The sequence below is a fragment of the Pseudomonas sp. TMP9 genome, from assembly GCF_037943105.1.
Lineage (GTDB): Bacteria > Pseudomonadota > Gammaproteobacteria > Pseudomonadales > Pseudomonadaceae > Aquipseudomonas.
In genome coordinates this window covers 107,976-125,096 of record NZ_CP149803.1, presented here as the reverse complement: position 1 = coordinate 125,096, position 17,121 = coordinate 107,976, and the positions used below count along the sequence as shown (strand labels likewise).

Annotated in this window: 17 protein-coding genes; 12 read left to right on the top strand and 5 right to left on the bottom strand. The window is 59.2% G+C overall.

Going from position 1 to position 17,121, the window contains the following annotated elements:
* Positions 1–275: 275 nt before the first annotated feature.
* Positions 276–1,652 carry a glutamine synthetase family protein gene (locus WF513_RS00545; RefSeq protein ID WP_339080796.1) on the top strand — a complete coding sequence of 459 codons (1,377 nt, stop codon included), beginning with the start codon at positions 276–278 and terminating at the stop codon, positions 1,650–1,652.
* 163 nt (positions 1,653–1,815) lie between these two features.
* A complete protein-coding gene (locus WF513_RS00540) occupies positions 1,816–2,874 on the top strand; it encodes a polyamine ABC transporter substrate-binding protein (RefSeq protein WP_339080795.1) in 1,059 nt (352 codons plus the stop codon).
* A gap of 141 nt (positions 2,875–3,015) precedes the next feature.
* Here the strand turns inward: WF513_RS00540 and WF513_RS00535 are convergent, their stop codons facing one another.
* Positions 3,016–4,380, bottom strand: coding sequence for a CYTH domain-containing protein (locus tag WF513_RS00535; RefSeq protein ID WP_339080794.1), 1,365 nt, complete (start codon positions 4,378–4,380; stop codon positions 3,016–3,018).
* A 112-nt stretch (positions 4,381–4,492) separates the two neighbouring features.
* Between WF513_RS00535 and WF513_RS00530 the strand changes: the two genes are divergently transcribed.
* The 4 genes from WF513_RS00530 (at position 4,493) to argA (ending at position 9,186) form a co-directional block, all read left to right on the top strand.
* Positions 4,493–5,170: a TIGR00153 family protein gene (locus WF513_RS00530; protein WP_339080793.1), complete on the top strand. Its 678-nt coding sequence runs from the start codon at positions 4,493–4,495 to the stop codon at positions 5,168–5,170.
* Between the two features lie 39 nt (positions 5,171–5,209).
* Complete coding sequence (locus WF513_RS00525; protein ID WP_339080792.1) at positions 5,210–6,475, top strand: inorganic phosphate transporter; 1,266 nt, start codon at positions 5,210–5,212, stop codon at positions 6,473–6,475.
* Between the two features lie 76 nt (positions 6,476–6,551).
* Complete coding sequence (gene argE, locus WF513_RS00520; RefSeq protein WP_339080791.1) at positions 6,552–7,733, top strand: acetylornithine deacetylase; 1,182 nt, start codon at positions 6,552–6,554, stop codon at positions 7,731–7,733.
* A 154-nt stretch (positions 7,734–7,887) separates the two neighbouring features.
* A complete protein-coding gene (argA, locus tag WF513_RS00515) occupies positions 7,888–9,186 on the top strand; it encodes an amino-acid N-acetyltransferase (protein ID WP_339080790.1) in 1,299 nt (432 codons plus the stop codon).
* A 187-nt stretch (positions 9,187–9,373) separates the two neighbouring features.
* Here argA and WF513_RS00510 read toward each other — a convergent pair whose 3' ends face one another.
* The 3 genes from WF513_RS00510 to trpB form a co-directional block, all read right to left on the bottom strand.
* Positions 9,374–10,021 carry a TetR/AcrR family transcriptional regulator gene (locus tag WF513_RS00510; protein WP_339080789.1) on the bottom strand — a complete coding sequence of 216 codons (648 nt, stop codon included), beginning with the start codon at positions 10,019–10,021 and terminating at the stop codon, positions 9,374–9,376.
* Between the two features lie 105 nt (positions 10,022–10,126).
* The gene (trpA, locus tag WF513_RS00505; RefSeq protein WP_339080788.1) at positions 10,127–10,936 is read right to left on the bottom strand and encodes a tryptophan synthase subunit alpha; all 810 of its coding nucleotides are present in this window, start codon (positions 10,934–10,936) and stop codon (positions 10,127–10,129) included.
* Positions 10,933–12,144 carry a tryptophan synthase subunit beta gene (gene trpB / locus WF513_RS00500; protein ID WP_339080787.1) on the bottom strand — a complete coding sequence of 404 codons (1,212 nt, stop codon included), beginning with the start codon at positions 12,142–12,144 and terminating at the stop codon, positions 10,933–10,935. Before trpB ends, trpA begins: the two co-directional genes overlap by 4 nt.
* A gap of 146 nt (positions 12,145–12,290) precedes the next feature.
* Here trpB and WF513_RS00495 point away from each other — a divergent pair, with 146 nt between their 5' ends.
* The 4 genes from WF513_RS00495 (at position 12,291) to WF513_RS00480 (ending at position 15,180) form a co-directional block, all read left to right on the top strand.
* The gene (locus WF513_RS00495) at positions 12,291–13,181 is read left to right on the top strand and encodes a LysR family transcriptional regulator (protein ID WP_339080786.1); all 891 of its coding nucleotides are present in this window, start codon (positions 12,291–12,293) and stop codon (positions 13,179–13,181) included.
* Positions 13,182–13,305: 124 nt separating this feature from the next.
* Positions 13,306–13,521, top strand: coding sequence for a dodecin (locus WF513_RS00490; protein WP_339080785.1), 216 nt, complete (start codon positions 13,306–13,308; stop codon positions 13,519–13,521).
* 156 nt (positions 13,522–13,677) lie between these two features.
* The gene (locus WF513_RS00485; protein ID WP_339080784.1) at positions 13,678–14,673 is read left to right on the top strand and encodes an LLM class flavin-dependent oxidoreductase; all 996 of its coding nucleotides are present in this window, start codon (positions 13,678–13,680) and stop codon (positions 14,671–14,673) included.
* An 81-nt stretch (positions 14,674–14,754) separates the two neighbouring features.
* Positions 14,755–15,180 carry an OsmC family protein gene (locus WF513_RS00480; RefSeq protein WP_339080783.1) on the top strand — a complete coding sequence of 142 codons (426 nt, stop codon included), beginning with the start codon at positions 14,755–14,757 and terminating at the stop codon, positions 15,178–15,180.
* A 12-nt stretch (positions 15,181–15,192) separates the two neighbouring features.
* Here WF513_RS00480 and WF513_RS00475 read toward each other — a convergent pair whose 3' ends face one another.
* Positions 15,193–15,612, bottom strand: a complete 420-nt coding sequence (locus tag WF513_RS00475; protein WP_339080782.1) for a hypothetical protein — start codon at positions 15,610–15,612, stop codon at positions 15,193–15,195.
* An 88-nt stretch (positions 15,613–15,700) separates the two neighbouring features.
* Between WF513_RS00475 and WF513_RS00470 the strand changes: the two genes are divergently transcribed.
* Both WF513_RS00470 and WF513_RS00465 read left to right on the top strand, forming a co-directional pair.
* Positions 15,701–16,765, top strand: coding sequence for an aminopeptidase (locus WF513_RS00470; RefSeq protein ID WP_339080781.1), 1,065 nt, complete (start codon positions 15,701–15,703; stop codon positions 16,763–16,765).
* A gap of 64 nt (positions 16,766–16,829) precedes the next feature.
* On the top strand, positions 16,830–17,060 hold the full coding sequence (locus WF513_RS00465; RefSeq protein ID WP_339080780.1) for a DUF1161 domain-containing protein: 231 nt from the start codon (positions 16,830–16,832) through the stop codon (positions 17,058–17,060).
* Positions 17,061–17,121 lie beyond the last annotated feature (61 nt).

The window sequence follows — 17,121 nt, the reverse complement described above, 5'->3', positions numbered from 1 at the left end:
AGACACCCGTTTTATTGATGTTATGGGTTCGAACCGAGCTTAGCGTTGTTCGTTTTTTTTCACAATAGCCATGTAAAAAATTGAACACACCCGACTGAGCACCCCGAAAGACAAGGGCTCAAGCCGGGCTGCAGTGCCCTGTAATGCCCTAAAAATGGCCATCGCGCCCCAATTAGGGGCAAAATGCGCCTCTATTGACAGCGTCAGGTGTTTAAGATTGACTCACACTCGTGCAATTGCATGATTGATATTTTTAACATAAAAGGTGTTGCATCATGTCTGTACCCCCGCGTGTCGTTCAGCTTAACGAAGCGAACGCGTTCCTTAAGAAACACCCTGAGGTCTTGTTCGTCGACCTTCTAATTGCAGATATGAATGGTGTGGTGCGCGGTAAGCGTATCGAGCGCGCGAGCCTGCACAAGGTTTACGAGCGCGGCATCAATCTCCCGGCCTCTTTATTCGCCCTGGATATCAACGGCTCGACAGTGGAAAGCACTGGCTTGGGTTTAGATATCGGCGATGCCGACCGGGTCTGCTTTCCCATCCCCAACACCCTGTGCTACGAGCCATGGCAGAAGCGCCCTACCGCGCAACTGTTAATGACCATGCATGAAATGGAAGGCCAGCCGTTTTTTGCTGACCCTCGGGAAGTGTTGCGTCAGGTGGTTGAGAAGTTCGACGAACTAGGCCTTACCATTTGCGCCGCGTTTGAGTTGGAGTTTTACCTGATCGACCAAGCTAATGTGAACGGTCGTCCTCAGCCGCCACTGTCGCCGCTGTCCGGTAAGCGTCCGCACTCGACTCAGGTGTACCTGATCGACGACCTTGATGAATACGCTGAATGCCTTCAAGACATTCTTGAAGGTGCCAAAGAGCAAGGCATCCCGGCTGACGCCATCGTCAAGGAAAGCGCGCCTGCACAGTTCGAAGTGAACCTGCACCACGTCGCGGACCCGATCAAAGCCTGTGATTACGCACTGCTGCTTAAGCGACTGGTGAAGAACATCGCGTACGACCATGAGATGGACACCACCTTCATGGCCAAGCCCTACCCGAATCAAGCGGGCAACGGGCTGCATGTGCACATCTCGATTCTCGATAAGCAGGGCAATAATATTTTCGCCTGCGAGGAGCCTGAGCAGAACGATGCGCTGCGCCATGCCATTGGTGGCGTATTGGAAACCATGCCTGCATCGATGGCCTTCCTCTGCCCTAACGTCAATTCGTACCGTCGTTTCGGTGCGCAGTATTACGTGCCGAACTCGCCGAGCTGGGGCATCGACAACCGTACCGTGGCCCTGCGGGTGCCGAATGACACGGCTGATGCGGTGCGCATCGAACACCGCGTAGCCGGTGCAGACGCCAACCCATACCTGCTGCTGTCCGCCGTATTGGCCGGTATCCACCACGGCCTGACCAACAAGATCGAGCCGGGCGCGCCTATTGAAGGCAACTCTTACGAGCAAAACGAGCAAAGCCTGCCAAACAACCTGCGTGATGCCCTGCGCGAGTTGGATGACAGTGAAATCCTGGCGCGTTATATCGACCCGAAATACATCGATATCTTCGTCGCCTGTAAGGAAAGCGAGTTAGCCGAGTTCGAGAACTCCATCTCTGACCTCGAATACAACTGGTACCTGCACACCGTTTGATGCAACACCCAACGCCGGCCTTCGAGCCGGCGTTTTTTATGGCACTTGGCCATTTAATTTCGCTCGCCGCGTAACCCTGCTTTATTCGTGCCTCGGCGCGATGACGGCTAAGTTGCGCCGCGAATTCCTGTTGACACGACATCAACCTACTCAGGAGATCTTCATGCCACGCTTGTTTGCCTCACTGCTGCTTACCCTGCTGCCGCTGCTGGCCAGTGCCGAAGAGGTGATCCGCGTCTACAACTGGAATGACTATATCGCCCCGCAAGTGCTCAAGGATTTCGAGGCTGAAACCGGCATTCGGGTGGAGTACCTGACCTTCAGTACCGCCGAGGAATTGGAAACGGTGTTGTCCAGCGGTGAGGCCATTGATGTCGCCGTGCCTTCGCATGATGCGCTGCCGGCCATGATCAAGAACGGCACGCTGCAACCGTTAGACTTCAGCCTCTTGCCCAACCGCAAACACCTCGACAAACAGTTGCTCAGCACCTTGGTCGCCCTCGACCCCGCCAACCGTCACGCCCTGCCGTATTTGTGGGGGGCCGTGGGTCTGGCGATCAACACGCCGCAGGCGGAAGCTGCATTTGGTGGACCGCTACCCAATAGCTGGAGCCTGCTGTTCGATGCAGAACAAAGCTCACGTCTAGCCAGTTGCGGCATCAGCATATTGGATGCAGCCGATGAGACCTTTACCTTGCTGCTCAATTATCAGGGCCGCAGCCTGGCGCGCAGCGCACCGAGCAGGATCGAACGCTCCAGCAAGGTGCTGGATGGTTTACGGCCTAACCTGCGTTACATCGACAGTGAGCGTTACATCGATGACCTCAACCAAGGCAAGTTGTGCGTGGCCATGGCCTGGGTTGGCGATGCGTTGGCCGCCGCCGCTGCAGGTCAGCCGGTGCGCTTTCTGGTGCCTGATGAAGGCTCGGTGCTATTTATCGACAGTTTGGTCATCCCCAGCAGCGCCAAGCGCCCCGACCTGGCTCATCGGTTTATCAACTACCTGATGCAGCCTAAAGTTGCCGCATTGATCACCGCCGAAACCCTTTACCCGAGTGGCAACGCGGATTCGCGCGAGTTTCTCGACGAAACCCTACGCAACCAGCCAGATCTCTACCCCGATCGCGACACCAAACGCCGGCTGCACCCGCTGGAAACTCTGCCGGAAAAACACAGCGCGGTTGTCGATGGGATATGGACGCGCTTTCGCGATGGCAATTGATTCATGCTGTGGGAGCCGATGCGCTCGTAAGCGCAGCGCAGGCGGCCACGCGTGTGAACGCCCGGGTTTAGCCCGGGCTATCACCCTGTAAGAGTCCGCTGGCGGGCGATCAGCGGATGAACCCCGACAAAACCCGAACTATTACTTGACCAGCTGACGCCACGCCTTCAGCGAGCCGATGGCTAATAGCTGCGCCTTGCGCGCTGCCAGTACCTCGGGGTCGATGGCTTGGTTAGCCAATTCCACCAGCTTATTCAACTCACCGTACAGGCGATCAACCTCCGCCACCTCCAGCACCTCGCGGGCCAGGTGCAGCCACACCAGCAAGCGCTCAATACGCGGCAGTTGCTCGGCTAAGTCTTCCGGCTGCTGCTGATAACGACGCAGTTGCAGGGCAGCACCCTCGTCGGCAATCAGGGTGGGCAACCAGTTACCCAGCGGCGCTGCGCCTTGACGGTTACCCCGATTATTACGCCCCACCGTCCAGCTGCGCGCCAGCAACCAACGCGAGGTGCTTAGGGAGAACAAACCCCAACGGGTGGCTTCAAGCTCAGCAGCGAACTGTGCGGGCGCAGTTTTACGCACCTGCTCATCCAACTGACCTGCCAACAACCGAGGCCGCCACTCCAGCAGCAGCGCATCCAGTAATTCACGCAGGGCATTGCTGCTGGTGCGTGGCGCAGCCTGCCCCAGGCTGCCGAGTAACGCCCGTAAACCGCTGAGCTGCTCCAACCACTCAACCAGCAAGCGCCAGTGACCATTAAACCGGTATTGCTCAGCCAGCCGCTGACTGCTGCCCAGCAAGTGCCAAGCCAATGCACCCACGCTGTCATCCAAACTGGTTTCAGCACTTACTGCAGGTGCCGGTAGATTCAGGCTGTAGCTGCTGGCATCGAACAAGCGATAACCGCGCTCAGCTTTACTGATGTCACACGGCATCAGCGCCAAGTCAGCCGCCAGCTCAGCCGCCAGTTCCAACAAGGCGTCAGGCTCACCTTGGCGCAGTTCCAGTTCCAGCTCGCAGATTTCTTCTTGGCCGTCACCGGCAATCACTGCACCGAGGTCAAGGGCGGCTTCGATCATCACCTTGGTCTTACCTCGGCCCCAGGCGATATCTGCCTTTTCGCGAATAAAGTCCGTGGTGAAAATCGGCATCAGTAGCTGCTTATCCAACTCAGCCAGCGCTGCCGGCCAGCAGCTGTCATCCAGCTTGCTTAAGTCCAGCTCAGCGCTGGGCAGATTCCAATCGTATTCATTGCGCTCGGACAAGCCGGCAACACTTTGCCCGCGGGTTTTCAGGGTCTGGATAAACACATCGCCATCACGGCGAATACGCAGGGCAATCTTGGCCTTAGCCAGGTCGCGCTCAGGCGTATCAAAATACTGATTGAACAGTTCGCGTTGTTCCCAACCACTCTTGTTGCGTTTCTTCAGCAACGGGTGATCACGCAAAGCAGCCAAGGTTGTACGGCTAACTCGCAGTTTGATTTCGGTTTCTTTGTTCATGATGGTGGGGTTCAACGCCTGCATAAAAAATGTGACAGTCCGATTACATGCGCTGGCGAGCCTGCGGACTGATCCGTATACTTGCCGCCTTCTTAACGCCGGGGTTCACCCTATGCCAGTCAATCCATTTGCTAGCCTGTTTGGCCGCTCGCCCATTGGGCCGATGCAAAAACATTTTGCCAAAGCTCATGAGTGCGCCGCGAACCTAGTGCCTTTTTTCGAAGCCGTGATGGTCGAAGATTGGGCCAAGGTGGAACAGGTACAACAGGAAATGGCCAACCTCGAGGGAGAGGCCGATAAGCTCAAGAAAAGCGTGCGTTTGCACCTGCCTAAGAGCTTATTCCTGCCAGTACCGCGCTCGGATCTGCTTGAGCTGCTGAGTGTACAGGACAAAGTCGCCAACCGCGCCAAGGACATCGCCGGCCTTATGCTCGGCCGCCAGATGGCCGTCCCACCGGCGCTGCAGACGCTTATGCGGGCGTTTGTGCAACGTACCGTGGATGCCAGCGCACAAGCGCTTAAAGCCATGAACGAGCTGGATGAACTGCTGGAAACCGGCTTTGGTGGCCGTGAAGCGGCGCTGGTTGAATCCATGGTCATGGAACTGGAACAGATCGAACGCGACACCGACAAGATGCAGGTCGAAGTTCGTCGCGCACTGTTTACGCTGGAAAAGGACCTCCCGCCTGTCGATGTGATGTTTCTCTACCAAATCATCGAATGGATCGGCGATGTAGCCGATCGTGCCGAACGTGTCGGCAACCGACTGGAACAACTGCTGGCGCGCTAAGCGCCAGTGTCCTTTCTGGAATCTACGGATTAATTATTTATGGCTCTAATTGCGGACTACGGCACTTTGCTGCTGCTGCTTGCCTGTCTTTTTGGTTTTTTCATGGCCTGGGGTGTCGGTGCCAATGATGTGGCCAATGCCATGGGCACCTCGGTGGGCTCTAAAGCCCTGACTATTAAACAGGCAATCATGATTGCCATAGTCTTCGAGTTCGCCGGTGCCTATTTGGCCGGTGGTGCAGTGACTGAAACTATCAAAAACGGCATTGTCGACGCATCAATGATCAGCCCGGACTTAATGGTGCTGGGCATGATGTCAGCGCTGCTGGCTGCGGGTACGTGGTTGTTGGTGGCGTCGTCCAGAGGGTGGCCGGTGTCCACCACGCATTCCATCGTGGGCGCGGTGATTGGCTTTGCCGCCGTGGGTGTATCCATGGACGCCGTGCACTGGGAAGGCGTGGGCCCGATTGTTGCCAGCTGGGTGGTCTCGCCGGTGCTGTCTGGGATGATTGCCTTCGGCCTGTTTATCAGCGTGCAAAGGCTGATCATCGACACCGATGACCCCTTCCTCAATGCCAAACGCTTCGTCCCGATGTACATGTTTGCCACCGGCTTTATGGTGACCATCATGACCGTCACCAAGGGCCTTAAGCATATCGGCTTGGACCTTTCCAACACCCAAGGCTTTTTACTGGCCGTGACCATTGGCATCGCCGTCATGCTGCTGGGCATCGGGCTGCTGAGCCGTATTAAGATTGATGAGGAAGCCGACAGAGACTTCCATTACGCCAGCGTGGAAAAGGTCTTTGCGGTATTGATGATCTTCACTGCCTGCGCCATGGCCTTTGCCCATGGCTCCAACGATGTGGCTAACGCGGTCGGTCCGCTGGCAGCCATTGTTGGGGTGATTCAGTCCGGTGGTGAGCTTGCCGTCGGTGCTAAATCTGCCGTGCCGGGCTGGGTGTTGCTGCTGGGCGCGGTGGGCATCGTTATCGGCTTGGCCACCTATGGCTACAAGGTGATTGCCACCATCGGCAAGCAAATCACCGAGCTGACCCCAAGCCGTGGCTTTGCTGCCGAGCTGGCCACTGCCAGCACCGTGGTTGGCGCCTCGGCTATCGGCTTGCCAATCTCAACCACCCACACCTTGGTGGGTGCGGTACTGGGTGTCGGCCTGGCGCGCGGTATCGGCGCATTGAACTTGGGCGTGATCGGCAAGATCTTCATGTCTTGGCTGATTACGTTGCCAATAGGTGCGGCGCTGTCGATTTTGTTCTTCTTTATCCTGCGCGGCATCTTCCTCTAACAGCCTGCGCGCGGCTCGACGGTTTTATCTCTGCAGGCAATGGCCCTATGATGGGCCTTGCTTGCGGAGATAACCGATGCCCCTGCCTTCCTTCAAAGACCAATTCGCCGCCCTGGTCGCCGCTCCGTCGGTGAGCTGCACGCAGGCGCATTGGGACCAGTCCAACCGCGCTGTTATCGACCTGCTATCAAGCTGGCTGGCCGACCTTGGCTTTGCCTGCGACGTGCAACAAGTGGCCCCCGGCAAATTCAACCTACTTGCCAGCTATGGCAGCGGCCCCGGCGGCTTAGTGTTGGCCGGCCACAGTGACACCGTGCCGTTCGATGCGGCGCTATGGAAGACCGACCCGCTCAAGCTCACTGAAGTCGATGGCCGCTGGATCGGCCTCGGCAGTTGTGACATGAAGGGCTTCTTCGCTCTGATTATCGAAGCCGTACAACCCTTACTCGCCCAGCCCTTTAAACAACCGCTGCTAATTCTCGCCACCTGCGATGAAGAAAGCTCAATGTCCGGCGCCCGCGCACTGGCTGCAGCCGGACGGCCGCTGGGGCGTGCCGCAGTAATTGGCGAGCCCACCGGGCTTAAGCCGATTCGCCTGCACAAGGGCATTATGATGGAGCGCATCGATATTCTCGGGCGCAGCGGTCACTCCTCCGACCCAAGCCTGGGCCATAGCGCGTTGGAGGCTATGCAGGACGTCATGTTGGAGCTGCGCAACTTGCGTACCCAGTGGCAGCGCGAGTTCAACAACCCACAATTCAGCATGCCGCAGCCAACCCTGAACTTCGGTTGCATCCATGGCGGCGATAACCCCAACCGGATCTGCGGCCAATGCTCACTGGAATTCGACCTGCGTCCGCTGCCCGGCATGCAGCCAGAAGCGCTGCGTGCTGCGATCCGCCTGAAGCTGCAACCGCTGGCTGAGCTGCATCAAGTCAAGATCGACTACGCGCCACTGTTCCCCAGCGTGCCACCCTTCGAGCAAACTGCGGATGCCGAACTGGTGCGTGTGGCCGAGCGCCTGACGGGGCACAGCGCCGCTTCGGTGGCATTTGCTACCGAAGCGCCTTATCTTCAGCAGCTTGGCTGCGAAACCTTGGTGCTCGGCCCCGGCGATATCGACTGCGCCCACCAGCCGGGTGAATACTTGGAGATGGCGCGCTTGCAGCCGACCATAGACATCCTGCGCGGCCTGATCGACCATTACTGCCTGCAACCCAGCCAACCGACGATGCACCCTGGAGGAGAGAACGCGTGAAGCTGCCCCAACTGCGACGATAAAACCGCTCCCGGCTGCCTCGTCTGGCGTCACGACAGAGCGTCGCACAGCGACGATTTCTCTATAACGGGCACCCGTAGCCCGTGACTGCGCCACCCCATGCGTTCTGTACTCGACACAGGCTCTTCAAGCAATGCACGACCACGTCAATTGGCTCCGCCACGCCTCGCCTTATATCAATTCCCACCGTGACCGCACCTTTGTGGTGATGCTGCCGGGCGAGGGCGTTGCACACCCCAATTTCGGCAATATCGTTCACGACTTGGTGCTACTGCACAGCCTCGGCGTGCGTTTGGTGCTGGTGCATGGCTCGCGCCCGCAGATCGAAACCCGCCTGGCTGAGCGCGGCCTTACGTCGCGCTACCAACACAACCTGCGCATCACTGACGGACCGACCCTGGACTGCGTGATTGATGCCGTCGGCTATCTGCGTATTGCCATCGAAGCGCGCTTGTCGATGGACATGGCGCGCTCGCCAATGCAAGGCTCGCGGCTGCGCATCACCAGCGGCAACTTCGTTACCGCGCGGCCGATTGGCGTGGTCGATGGTGTCGATTTTCACCACACCGGCGAAGTGCGGCGCATCGACCGCAAGGGCATCAATCGCCAGCTGGATGAGCGCAGCATTGTGCTGCTGTCGCCGCTGGGCTATTCACCGACCGGGGAGATTTTTAACCTAGCCTGCGAAGACGTTGCCACCCGCGCCGCCATTGACCTGGACGCCGACAAGTTGCTGCTGTTTGGCGCTGAATGCGGCCTGCTGGATGAAGCCGGCAAGCTGGTGCGCGAGTTGCGCCCGCAGCAGGTTCCGGCGCACTTACAGCGCCTGGGCAGCAGCTACCAGGCAGAGCTGCTCGACGCCGCCGCCGAAGCCTGCAAGGCCGGGGTACGCCGCAGCCATATCGTCAGTTATACCGAAGATGGCGCGTTGCTCAGCGAGCTGTTCACCCGCGCCGGTAACGGCACCTTGGTGGCGCAGGAGCAGTTCGAGTCGCTGCGTGAGGCGACCATTGAGGATGTCGGTGGGCTGATGGAGCTGATCACCCCGCTGGAAGACCAAGGCGTACTGGTACGCCGCTCGCGTGAGGTGCTGGAGCGCGAGATTGAGCAGTTCAGCATCGTCGAACGCGAGGGTCTGATCATCGCCTGCGCCGCGCTGTATCAGATTGCCGACTCGGATTTTGGCGAGCTGGCGTGCCTAGCGGTCAACCCGGCTTATCGGCATGGCGGGCGCGGTGATGAGCTGCTTGAGCGCATCGAACAACGCGCCCGCGCTCAAGGCCTGAAAACCTTATTTGTGCTTACCACCCGCACGGCCCATTGGTTCCGTGAGCGCGGTTTTGAACCGAGCAGTGTGGACCGGCTGCCGGCAGCGCGGGCCTCGCTGTACAACTATCAGCGCAATTCGCAGGTGTTTGAAAAAGCCCTCTGACACGCACCGTCCTCTCGGCATATTGGCTGGATAACTGCCAGCTGATACGCGCTGGCGCGTAGCCCGGATAAGCCTTGGCGCAATCCGGGAACCATGCGGCACTCAAAAGCCTGTATCGGCTTTCCGAAATTGCGTTTAATCCAATGAACTGCCCCGGACTGCGCTGCGCTTGTTCGGGCTACGGACGTTAGCTGGGTGTATTTGGGAGGTGGCGTTTGGGCAAATGGGCGGGCAGGTACAAACCGAGGTAGGCATCAAACACCCGCATGCCTTCCTCGGCCATGCGCGGAGTGATGCTGCCGTGCACGTACACCGAGCGTGCATACACGCGGTCACCCAACTCCATGGCCAAGGCGAACACGTCCACATCATCAGGCAGCTGAGGCAACGGGAAGTGACGGTCGAATAACGCTCGCAATGCCTGACCCAATTCGATGTCGTGCAGGCGATCCGCCTGGGTCACTTCTGCCAGGCCGTGTTGCGCCAAAATCAGTTGGCGCGCAGCGGCATCGCTGGCGTAGATCGCCAACATACGCTGCTCAACGAGCCGCGATAAATCGCGCCAATCGCGCAAGCTGGCATGCGCGATTGGCACCTGCAGGCAGGCACGAAATGCACGGTGAATATCGGCGGTCAGTGCTTCCAATAAGGCCGGCACACTGGCAAAAAAATGGTAGACCGATGAGGGTGGGATCCCTGCCCGCTCGGCCACGTTGTAGATTGATAACCCGACCACGCCCTGCTCGGCCAACAACTCACGCGCTGCAGCAAGAATACCGACAATGCGACTCTGGCTACTGGCGCGGGGTTTGCGGGCGCTCTGTGAACGTGGCATGCAAGCACTCAAGGCAAGGGGTCAAGGCTGGATGAACAACAGCCGCGCTAAACGCACCCTGGATGCACGACAGTCGGGTTCCTGTCCGTCGTGCATCAGTTGCGGTTAAACCCGCGCGCCGCGCACGCCTTCGGCCAAGGCGCTGCAGAGGTTGAGTACGCCTGCTACTGCCTGTTCATTGTTAGCGGCGTTGGCGATCTGGTCGATCAGCGCCGAGCCGACCACCACGCCTTCAGCCAAGCGGGCGATAGTCGCGGCATGCTCAGGGGTGCGGATGCCGAAGCCGATGCACAACGGCAGGTCCGTATGCCGACGCAGACGGGTTACCGCTTGTTCAACGTGCTCCAGCGTGGCAGCACCAGCACCGGTTACACCCGCTACCGAGACGTAGTAAACAAAGCCCGAGCTGCCGTTGAGCACCTTGGGCAGACGCTTGTCATCAGTGGTGGGCGTGGTCAGGCGGATAAAGTCCATGCCTGCGGCTTGCGCCGGGTCGCACAGGTCAGCGTTGTGCTCGGGCGGCAGGTCAACCACGATCAAGCCATCAACGCCGGCCTCTTTCGCTTCAGCAATAAAGCATTCGACGCCATACATGTGGATCGGGTTGAAGTAGCCCATCAGCACCAGCGGCGTGACCTGCTCGCCTTCACGGAACTCACGGACCATTTGCAGGGTTTTTGCCAAGTCCTGACCGCCGTCCAGTGCGCGGATATTGGCCAACTGGATGGCCGGACCATCGGCCATCGGGTCAGTAAACGGCATACCCAACTCGATCACATCGGCACCGGCAGCGGGTAAGCCTTTAAGGATGGCCAGGGAGGCGTCGTAGTTTGGATCGCCACCCGTAACAAAGGTCACCAAGGCGGCGCGGTTTTGTTCTTTCAGCTCGGCAAAGCGGCTTTGCAGGCGGCTCATGCGTGCTTCTCCTGTTGTTCCATGTGGTGCACGATGGTTTGCATATCTTTGTCGCCACGCCCGGACAGGTTGATCACCATCAGGTGCTCCTTGGGCAGTTTGGGCGCGCGCTTGAACACTTCAGCCAGGGCGTGAGCCGTTTCCAGCGCCGGGATGATGCCTTCCTTGCGGCAGCAGATGTGGAAGGCTTCCAAGGCTTCGTCATCCGTCACTGAGGTGTATTCCACGCGGCCGACTTCATGCAACCAGGCGTGTTCAGGGCCGATACCGGGGTAATCCAAACCCGCGGAAATGGAATGCGCGTCGATGATTTGGCCGTCGTCATTTTGCAGCAAGAAGGTGCGGTTGCCGTGTAGCACACCGGGCACGCCGCCATTCAGACTGGCGGCGTGCTTGCCGGTGGCAATACCGTGGCCGGCAGCCTCGACGCCAATGATCTTCACCTCTTTGTCGTCAAGGAAGGGGTGGTACAGGCCAATGGCATTCGAGCCGCCGCCGATGCAGGCGATCAGGCTGTCGGGCAGGCGACCTTCTTGGGCGAGCATTTGCTCACGGGTTTCCTTGCCGATGACTGATTGGAAATCACGCACCATCGCTGGGTAAGGGTGCGGGCCAGCGACGGTGCCGATCATGTAAAACGTGTTGTCGACGTTGGTGACCCAGTCGCGCAATGCCTCATTCATGGCATCCTTGAGCGTGCCGGTGCCTGCTGTGACCGGGATCACGGTGGCGCCCATCAGCTTCATGCGCAGCACGTTAGCGTTCTGGCGGTGGATGTCAGTGCTGCCCATGAAGATCACGCATTCCATGCCAAAGCGTGCTGCCACGGTGGCGGTGGCCACGCCGTGCATGCCCGCACCCGTCTCAGCAATGATGCGTTTTTTGCCCATGCGCCTGGCCAGCAGTACCTGGCCGATGCAGTTGTTGATCTTGTGCGCGCCGGTGTGATTGAGCTCTTCGCGCTTGAAGTAGATCTTCGCGCCGCCGCACATTTCGGTCAGGCGCTCAGCGAAATACAGCGGGCTCGGGCGCCCGACAAAATCACGCTGGAAGTACGCCAGTTCCTTCTCGAACTCGGGGTCCAGCTTGGCGCGCTCATACTCGTCAGCCAAATCGTGAATCAGCGGCATCAGGGTTTCGGCAACATATTGGCCACCGAATGAGCCAAATAAACCGTTAGCATCAGGGCCAGCGCGGAAGGAAGTCATGGCGTTCTCCTTGAGAAATTGAGGCCGGGTAGGCGGGCAAGTAACGATTAAACAGCCCGATTACTGCGGCAATGAACATAGGATAAAGCTGTGGCGCGTGCGGTAAAAGCGATAAGATCGCCGTAACCTGTTAGGAAAACTCACAGATGAGCCAGGATCTTCCTCCGCTTAATGCGCTGCGCGCATTCGAAGCAGCGGCGCGACTAAACAGCATCAGCCAGGCTGCTGATGAATTATTTGTCACCCATGGCGCGGTCAGCCGTCAGGTTCGTGCCCTTGAAGCGCACCTCGGTGTCGCGTTGTTCAGCAAAGAGGGTCGCGGCCTTAAACTCACAGATGCCGGCATTCGCCTGCGCGATGTCAGCGGCGATCTGTTCAGCCGCCTGCGCAGCACGTGCGCCGAGCTGCAGCAGGGCCAAGCGGACGCACCCTTTGTCTTGGCCTGCCCCGGCAGCCTGCTGGCACGCTGGTTTATTCCGCGCCTAGACCGGCTTAACCGCGAGCTGCCGGAACTGCGCCTGCAACTGTCCGCCAGCGAGGGCGAACTGGACCCGCGCCGCGCCGGTGTGGATGCCACCCTGTGGTTCGCAGAACCGCCTTGGCCGGCGGATATGCAGGTATTTGAACTGGCCGCCGAGCGCATCGGCCCGGTGCTCAGCCCGCGCTACGCAAACTTCGCCGCATTGCATCAGGCGCCGGCCGCCGCCCTACTCAGCGAGCCGTTGCTGCACACCAGTTCCCGCCCACAGGCATGGCCGAGCTGGGCCGGCAGCAATAACCTAGACGCCGCCACACTGAAACTCGGCCAAGGGTTTGAGCATCTTTATTACTTGCTGGAAGCTGCTGCCGCTGGACTGGGCGTGGCCATTGCACCGCAACAGCTGGTTGCCGATGACCTGACGGCGGGGCGCTTAGTGGCGCCGTGGGGCTTTGTTGAAACCACCGCGAGGCTGGCTTTGTGGTGCCCGCTGCGCAACCGCGATCCGCGAGTCGAGCGCCTGGCCCACTGGCTACAGGAAGAACTGCGCAGCACTTAGCCAATTATTGGCAGGCGCTCAGGCCATGCCCACGCAGCGAGTTTCTTCTGCGGAAAACCAGATCAACCCACGCAGGCTGCGTTTCTCGTCTAGCGTAAACAGACATTCATCACGGAGAACACCCATGACCGATCATCACACTTACAAGAAAATCGAAATCGTCGGCTCCTCTAAAATCAGCATCGAGAACGCCATTGAAAATGCCTTGGCCGAATGCGCCAAATCAGTGCGTAACCTGAACTGGTTTGAGGTGGTGGAGACCCGTGGGCATATCGTCGATGGCAAAGTGGGCCATTATCAGGTCACCCTGAAAATCGGCTTCCGCATGAGCAATAGCTAACCAGCACGCCCATCAACTGGCCACCGCTTACCGGGTGGCCACGCGTGCACTCAACAAACACCCCCTGCCCCTTGGATTCCGCAGAACAACCTCCATTAACTAAGTAGTTACTGGTGCACTTCTGCGCCGTGCAAACGGATACCCCCAGGCAAGCCGATGAGCGCACTCGCACAAAGCAAATTCTCCACCCTCGATCTCGCCCCCATTCGTGACGACGGCAACGCCGCCCAGGCCCTGCACAACTCCTTAGCGCTGGCGCAGCATGTCGAGCGGTTGGGGTTTGAGCGTTTTTGGGTGGCCGAACACCACAACATGGACGGCGTCGCCAGTTCGGCCACGGCCGTGTTGCTTGGCTATTTAGCCGCTGGTACCACGCGCATTCGTCTGGGCTCTGGCGGGGTGATGCTGCCTAACCATGCGCCGCTGGTAATTGCCGAACAGTTCGGCACCCTGGCTACCCTCTATCCGGGCCGCATCGAGTTGGGCCTGGGCCGTGCGCCGGGCGCCGATCATTTCACCGCGCAAGCACTGCGCCGCGACCGCAGTGGCAGTGCCGATGACTTCCCCGCCGATGTTGAAGAGCTGCAACGCTACCTGGGCCCGCGCACGCCGGACCAACGGGTAGTCGCCATGCCGGGTGCAGACACCAACGTGCCGATCTGGCTCCTCGGCTCCAGCCTGTTCAGCGCCCAATTGGCGGGTGAAAAAGGCCTGCCCTATGCCTTCGCCTCGCACTTCGCACCGCGCTATATGCACGAGGCGATTCGCGTTTACCGCAACCACTTCAAACCCTCGGCGGTGCTCGACAAACCCTACGTGATGCTCGGCGTCCCGCTGATTGCCGCCGACACCGACGAGCAGGCCGACTACCTAGCCACCTCGGCCTACCAGCGCATTCTGGCGTTGATACGCGGCCAAAGCTTGGTGCAAAGGCCGCCAGTGGCGAGCATGCAGGGTCTGTGGCTGCCTCATGAAAAAGAGGCAGTGGACAGCTTCTTGGGTCTGGCGATGATCGGCGGCCCGGAGAAGGTTCGTGCGCGCCTAGAGGTATTACTGGAGCAGACCGGCGCCGATGAGCTGATCTTCACCTGCGACCTGTATGACTTTGCCGACCGGCTGCATGCATTCGAGCTGGTCGCGCAGCTGCGTTAAACACAGGCTGCAGATCAATTAGCGAACTTGTGTGGGGAATAGGCCTCTCAACCCTGTAACCCCACGCACAGGAGACGCACGATGAAGAAGACCGCATCAGCCCACTGGCAAGGTGGCATCAAGGACGGCAAAGGCACGATTTCGACTCAGAGCGGCGCACTGAACAAAGTACCTTATGGTTTTAATACGCGCTTTGAAGACCAGCCCGGCAGCAACCCCGAAGAGTTGCTCGGTGCGGCCCACGCGGGCTGCTTTTCCATGGCCCTGTCCAAGGAACTGGGCGACGCCGGAATGACTGCCGAAAGCATCGACACCCGCGCAGAGGTCACCCTCGACAAACAGGATGGCGGTTTTGCGATCACCGCCGTGCACCTTTTTTTACGCGCAAAGATACCCGGTGCCGACCGCGCCGCCTTCGAAAAAGCTGTGGAGACTGCGAAGAACGGCTGCCCCGTCTCCAAAGTACTGAACGCCACGATCACCCTGGAAGTGGTACTCGATAGCTGATCGCTGGCCTAGTTAAAAAGTACCGCAGCGCAGCACCTTGCCACGCGCCAGCACATTACGCTGCGCATCATAGAGCCAGGCCTGCGCCTTCATCTGCATGGGCCTGGCCTCCAGTCGGTAGTGCTGACCAGCGACAAAATTGTCATGCCGCACACGGATTTCACACGTCACCTGACGCGGCTCGGAAATGCCATCCAGGCCAACGCCGCCGCCCACCTCAAACTGAAAGCGCGCCTGCAATTCATGGGCCCCGGCGGGCACCTGAAAGTAGCGGCCATCGTTCAGCCGCTGGCCATTGAGGCGATCAGCCATGAGCAAGGTGCCGGCATTGCTACGCAGCTCAACCCAGGCTTGGCTCGGGTCAGGTGACGGCAGGGGCGAAGCACACGCACTGAGCGCCAGCACCCCGCAAAACAAAGCTAAATAACGCATAAGGCACCTCCGTAATTGCACTGCCTGCTAGCCTACGCCGATCCTGCGCTGGTAGCGTGGCCACCTGTTATTGCATAGGTAAGCCGATATGTTCGACACGTTGCGCCGCCGCCATGTGGCGCTGTTAGCTGCCGTGGCCGCCTCGTTGCTGTTAAGCGGATGCAACAGCGTGGATTATTACAGCCACTTGGCCAATGGGCAGCTGCAATTACTTAATGCCCGCGAGCCGGTTGCTGAGCTGCTGAACAGACCAACAGCCGATCCCGCCCTGAAACAGCGCTTAGCGCTGGCCCAACAGGCGCGCGACTTTGCCAGCGCCGAACTGGCACTGCCCAACAACCACAGTTATCGCGTATACGCTGATATCCAGCGGCCTTTTGTGCTGTGGAATGTATTTGCCACCAGCGAATTCTCCCTTGCACCTGAGCTGCACTGCTTCCCCATCGCTGGTTGTGTGGCCTATCGGGGTTTCTTCAGCCAAGGTCGGGCACGCGGGGCCGCAGCCTTACTGAAACAGCAGAGGCTGGATACCTATATAGGTGGCGTGGAGGCCTATTCCACGCTGGGCTGGTTTGATGACCCGATCATCAACAGCATGCTGCGCTGGAGTGATGAGCGCTTGGCCGCGGTGATCTTCCATGAACTGGCACACCAGCAGCTGTATATCGCCGATGACAGCGCCTTCAATGAATCCTTCGCCAGCTTTGTCGAGCGCGAGGGTTTAGGCCAATGGCGAACGGCGCAGCGCTTACCGCCCGCTGACGCGCAGGGCGAGCGGCAACGCGCGCACTTTACCGCACTGGTAATGGCCAGCCGTGAGCGCTTACAGCAGCTATATGACAGCGACCTTGCCCGCGCGCCGATGCGCGCGGCCAAACAGGCCGAGTTTGAACGTTTGCGCACCGAATACCATGCCCTAAGCAAGCGAGAGTGGGCCGGCAACGGGCGTTACGACAACTGGATCAACGCGCCGATGAACAACGCCAAGCTGTTGCCCTTTGGCCTCTATGATCAATGGGTGCCGGCATTCGCCGCGCTGTTTGAGCACGTCGGCCGCGACTGGCCGAGCTTCTATCAACGCGCCGCGACACTGAGCAGACTGACGCAACCCGAGCGACGTGAGGCCCTGATCAAACTTTCTGCGGGCACCTAGAACTTGCGCCGCCGATAGCCAGTCAAAGATTCGTAACCCGTGTTCACGCAAAAGGAGCAATGCAATGAACAAACTTATGATGGGTATCGCGCTGGGCCTACTCAGCAGCAGCGTATTGGCCGCACCCAAGCCCTGCGAAGAACTGCGCGCGGAGATTGAAGTGAAAATCCAGGCCGCCGGAGTTGCCAGCTACACCTTGGAAATTGTGCCCAACGAAGACGCCCAAGACCCCAACATGGTGGTGGGCAGCTGCGACGGCGGCAGCAAGAAGATCATCTATCAGAGAAATAGCTGATTCGAGTATGGGTGACGTCTACAGCTAACCCACCCGGTCTGCAAAAGACCGCAATGTAGCC

Excerpts from the sequence above, each read along its gene's own strand:
- WF513_RS00465 (WP_339080780.1), top strand. The coding sequence starts at position 16,830 with ATGAACAAACTTATGATGGGTATCGCGCTGGGCCTACTCAGCAGCAGC.
- WF513_RS00545 (WP_339080796.1), top strand. The coding sequence starts at position 276 with ATGTCTGTACCCCCGCGTGTCGTTCAGCTTAACGAAGCGAACGCGTTC.
- argA (WP_339080790.1), top strand. The coding sequence starts at position 7,888 with ATGCACGACCACGTCAATTGGCTCCGCCACGCCTCGCCTTATATCAAT.
- WF513_RS00540 (WP_339080795.1), top strand. The coding sequence starts at position 1,816 with ATGCCACGCTTGTTTGCCTCACTGCTGCTTACCCTGCTGCCGCTGCTG.
- WF513_RS00530 (WP_339080793.1), top strand. The coding sequence starts at position 4,493 with ATGCCAGTCAATCCATTTGCTAGCCTGTTTGGCCGCTCGCCCATTGGG.
- trpB (WP_339080787.1), bottom strand. The coding sequence starts at position 12,144 with ATGACTTCCTTCCGCGCTGGCCCTGATGCTAACGGTTTATTTGGCTCA.
- WF513_RS00485 (WP_339080784.1), top strand. The coding sequence starts at position 13,678 with ATGAGCGCACTCGCACAAAGCAAATTCTCCACCCTCGATCTCGCCCCC.
- WF513_RS00535 (WP_339080794.1), bottom strand. The coding sequence starts at position 4,380 with ATGAACAAAGAAACCGAAATCAAACTGCGAGTTAGCCGTACAACCTTG.
- WF513_RS00525 (WP_339080792.1), top strand. The coding sequence starts at position 5,210 with ATGGCTCTAATTGCGGACTACGGCACTTTGCTGCTGCTGCTTGCCTGT.
- WF513_RS00510 (WP_339080789.1), bottom strand. The coding sequence starts at position 10,021 with ATGCCACGTTCACAGAGCGCCCGCAAACCCCGCGCCAGTAGCCAGAGT.
- WF513_RS00470 (WP_339080781.1), top strand. The coding sequence starts at position 15,701 with ATGTTCGACACGTTGCGCCGCCGCCATGTGGCGCTGTTAGCTGCCGTG.
- WF513_RS00480 (WP_339080783.1), top strand. The coding sequence starts at position 14,755 with ATGAAGAAGACCGCATCAGCCCACTGGCAAGGTGGCATCAAGGACGGC.
- trpA (WP_339080788.1), bottom strand. The coding sequence starts at position 10,936 with ATGAGCCGCCTGCAAAGCCGCTTTGCCGAGCTGAAAGAACAAAACCGC.
- WF513_RS00495 (WP_339080786.1), top strand. The coding sequence starts at position 12,291 with ATGAGCCAGGATCTTCCTCCGCTTAATGCGCTGCGCGCATTCGAAGCA.
- WF513_RS00490 (WP_339080785.1), top strand. The coding sequence starts at position 13,306 with ATGACCGATCATCACACTTACAAGAAAATCGAAATCGTCGGCTCCTCT.
- argE (WP_339080791.1), top strand. The coding sequence starts at position 6,552 with ATGCCCCTGCCTTCCTTCAAAGACCAATTCGCCGCCCTGGTCGCCGCT.
- WF513_RS00475 (WP_339080782.1), bottom strand. The coding sequence starts at position 15,612 with ATGCGTTATTTAGCTTTGTTTTGCGGGGTGCTGGCGCTCAGTGCGTGT.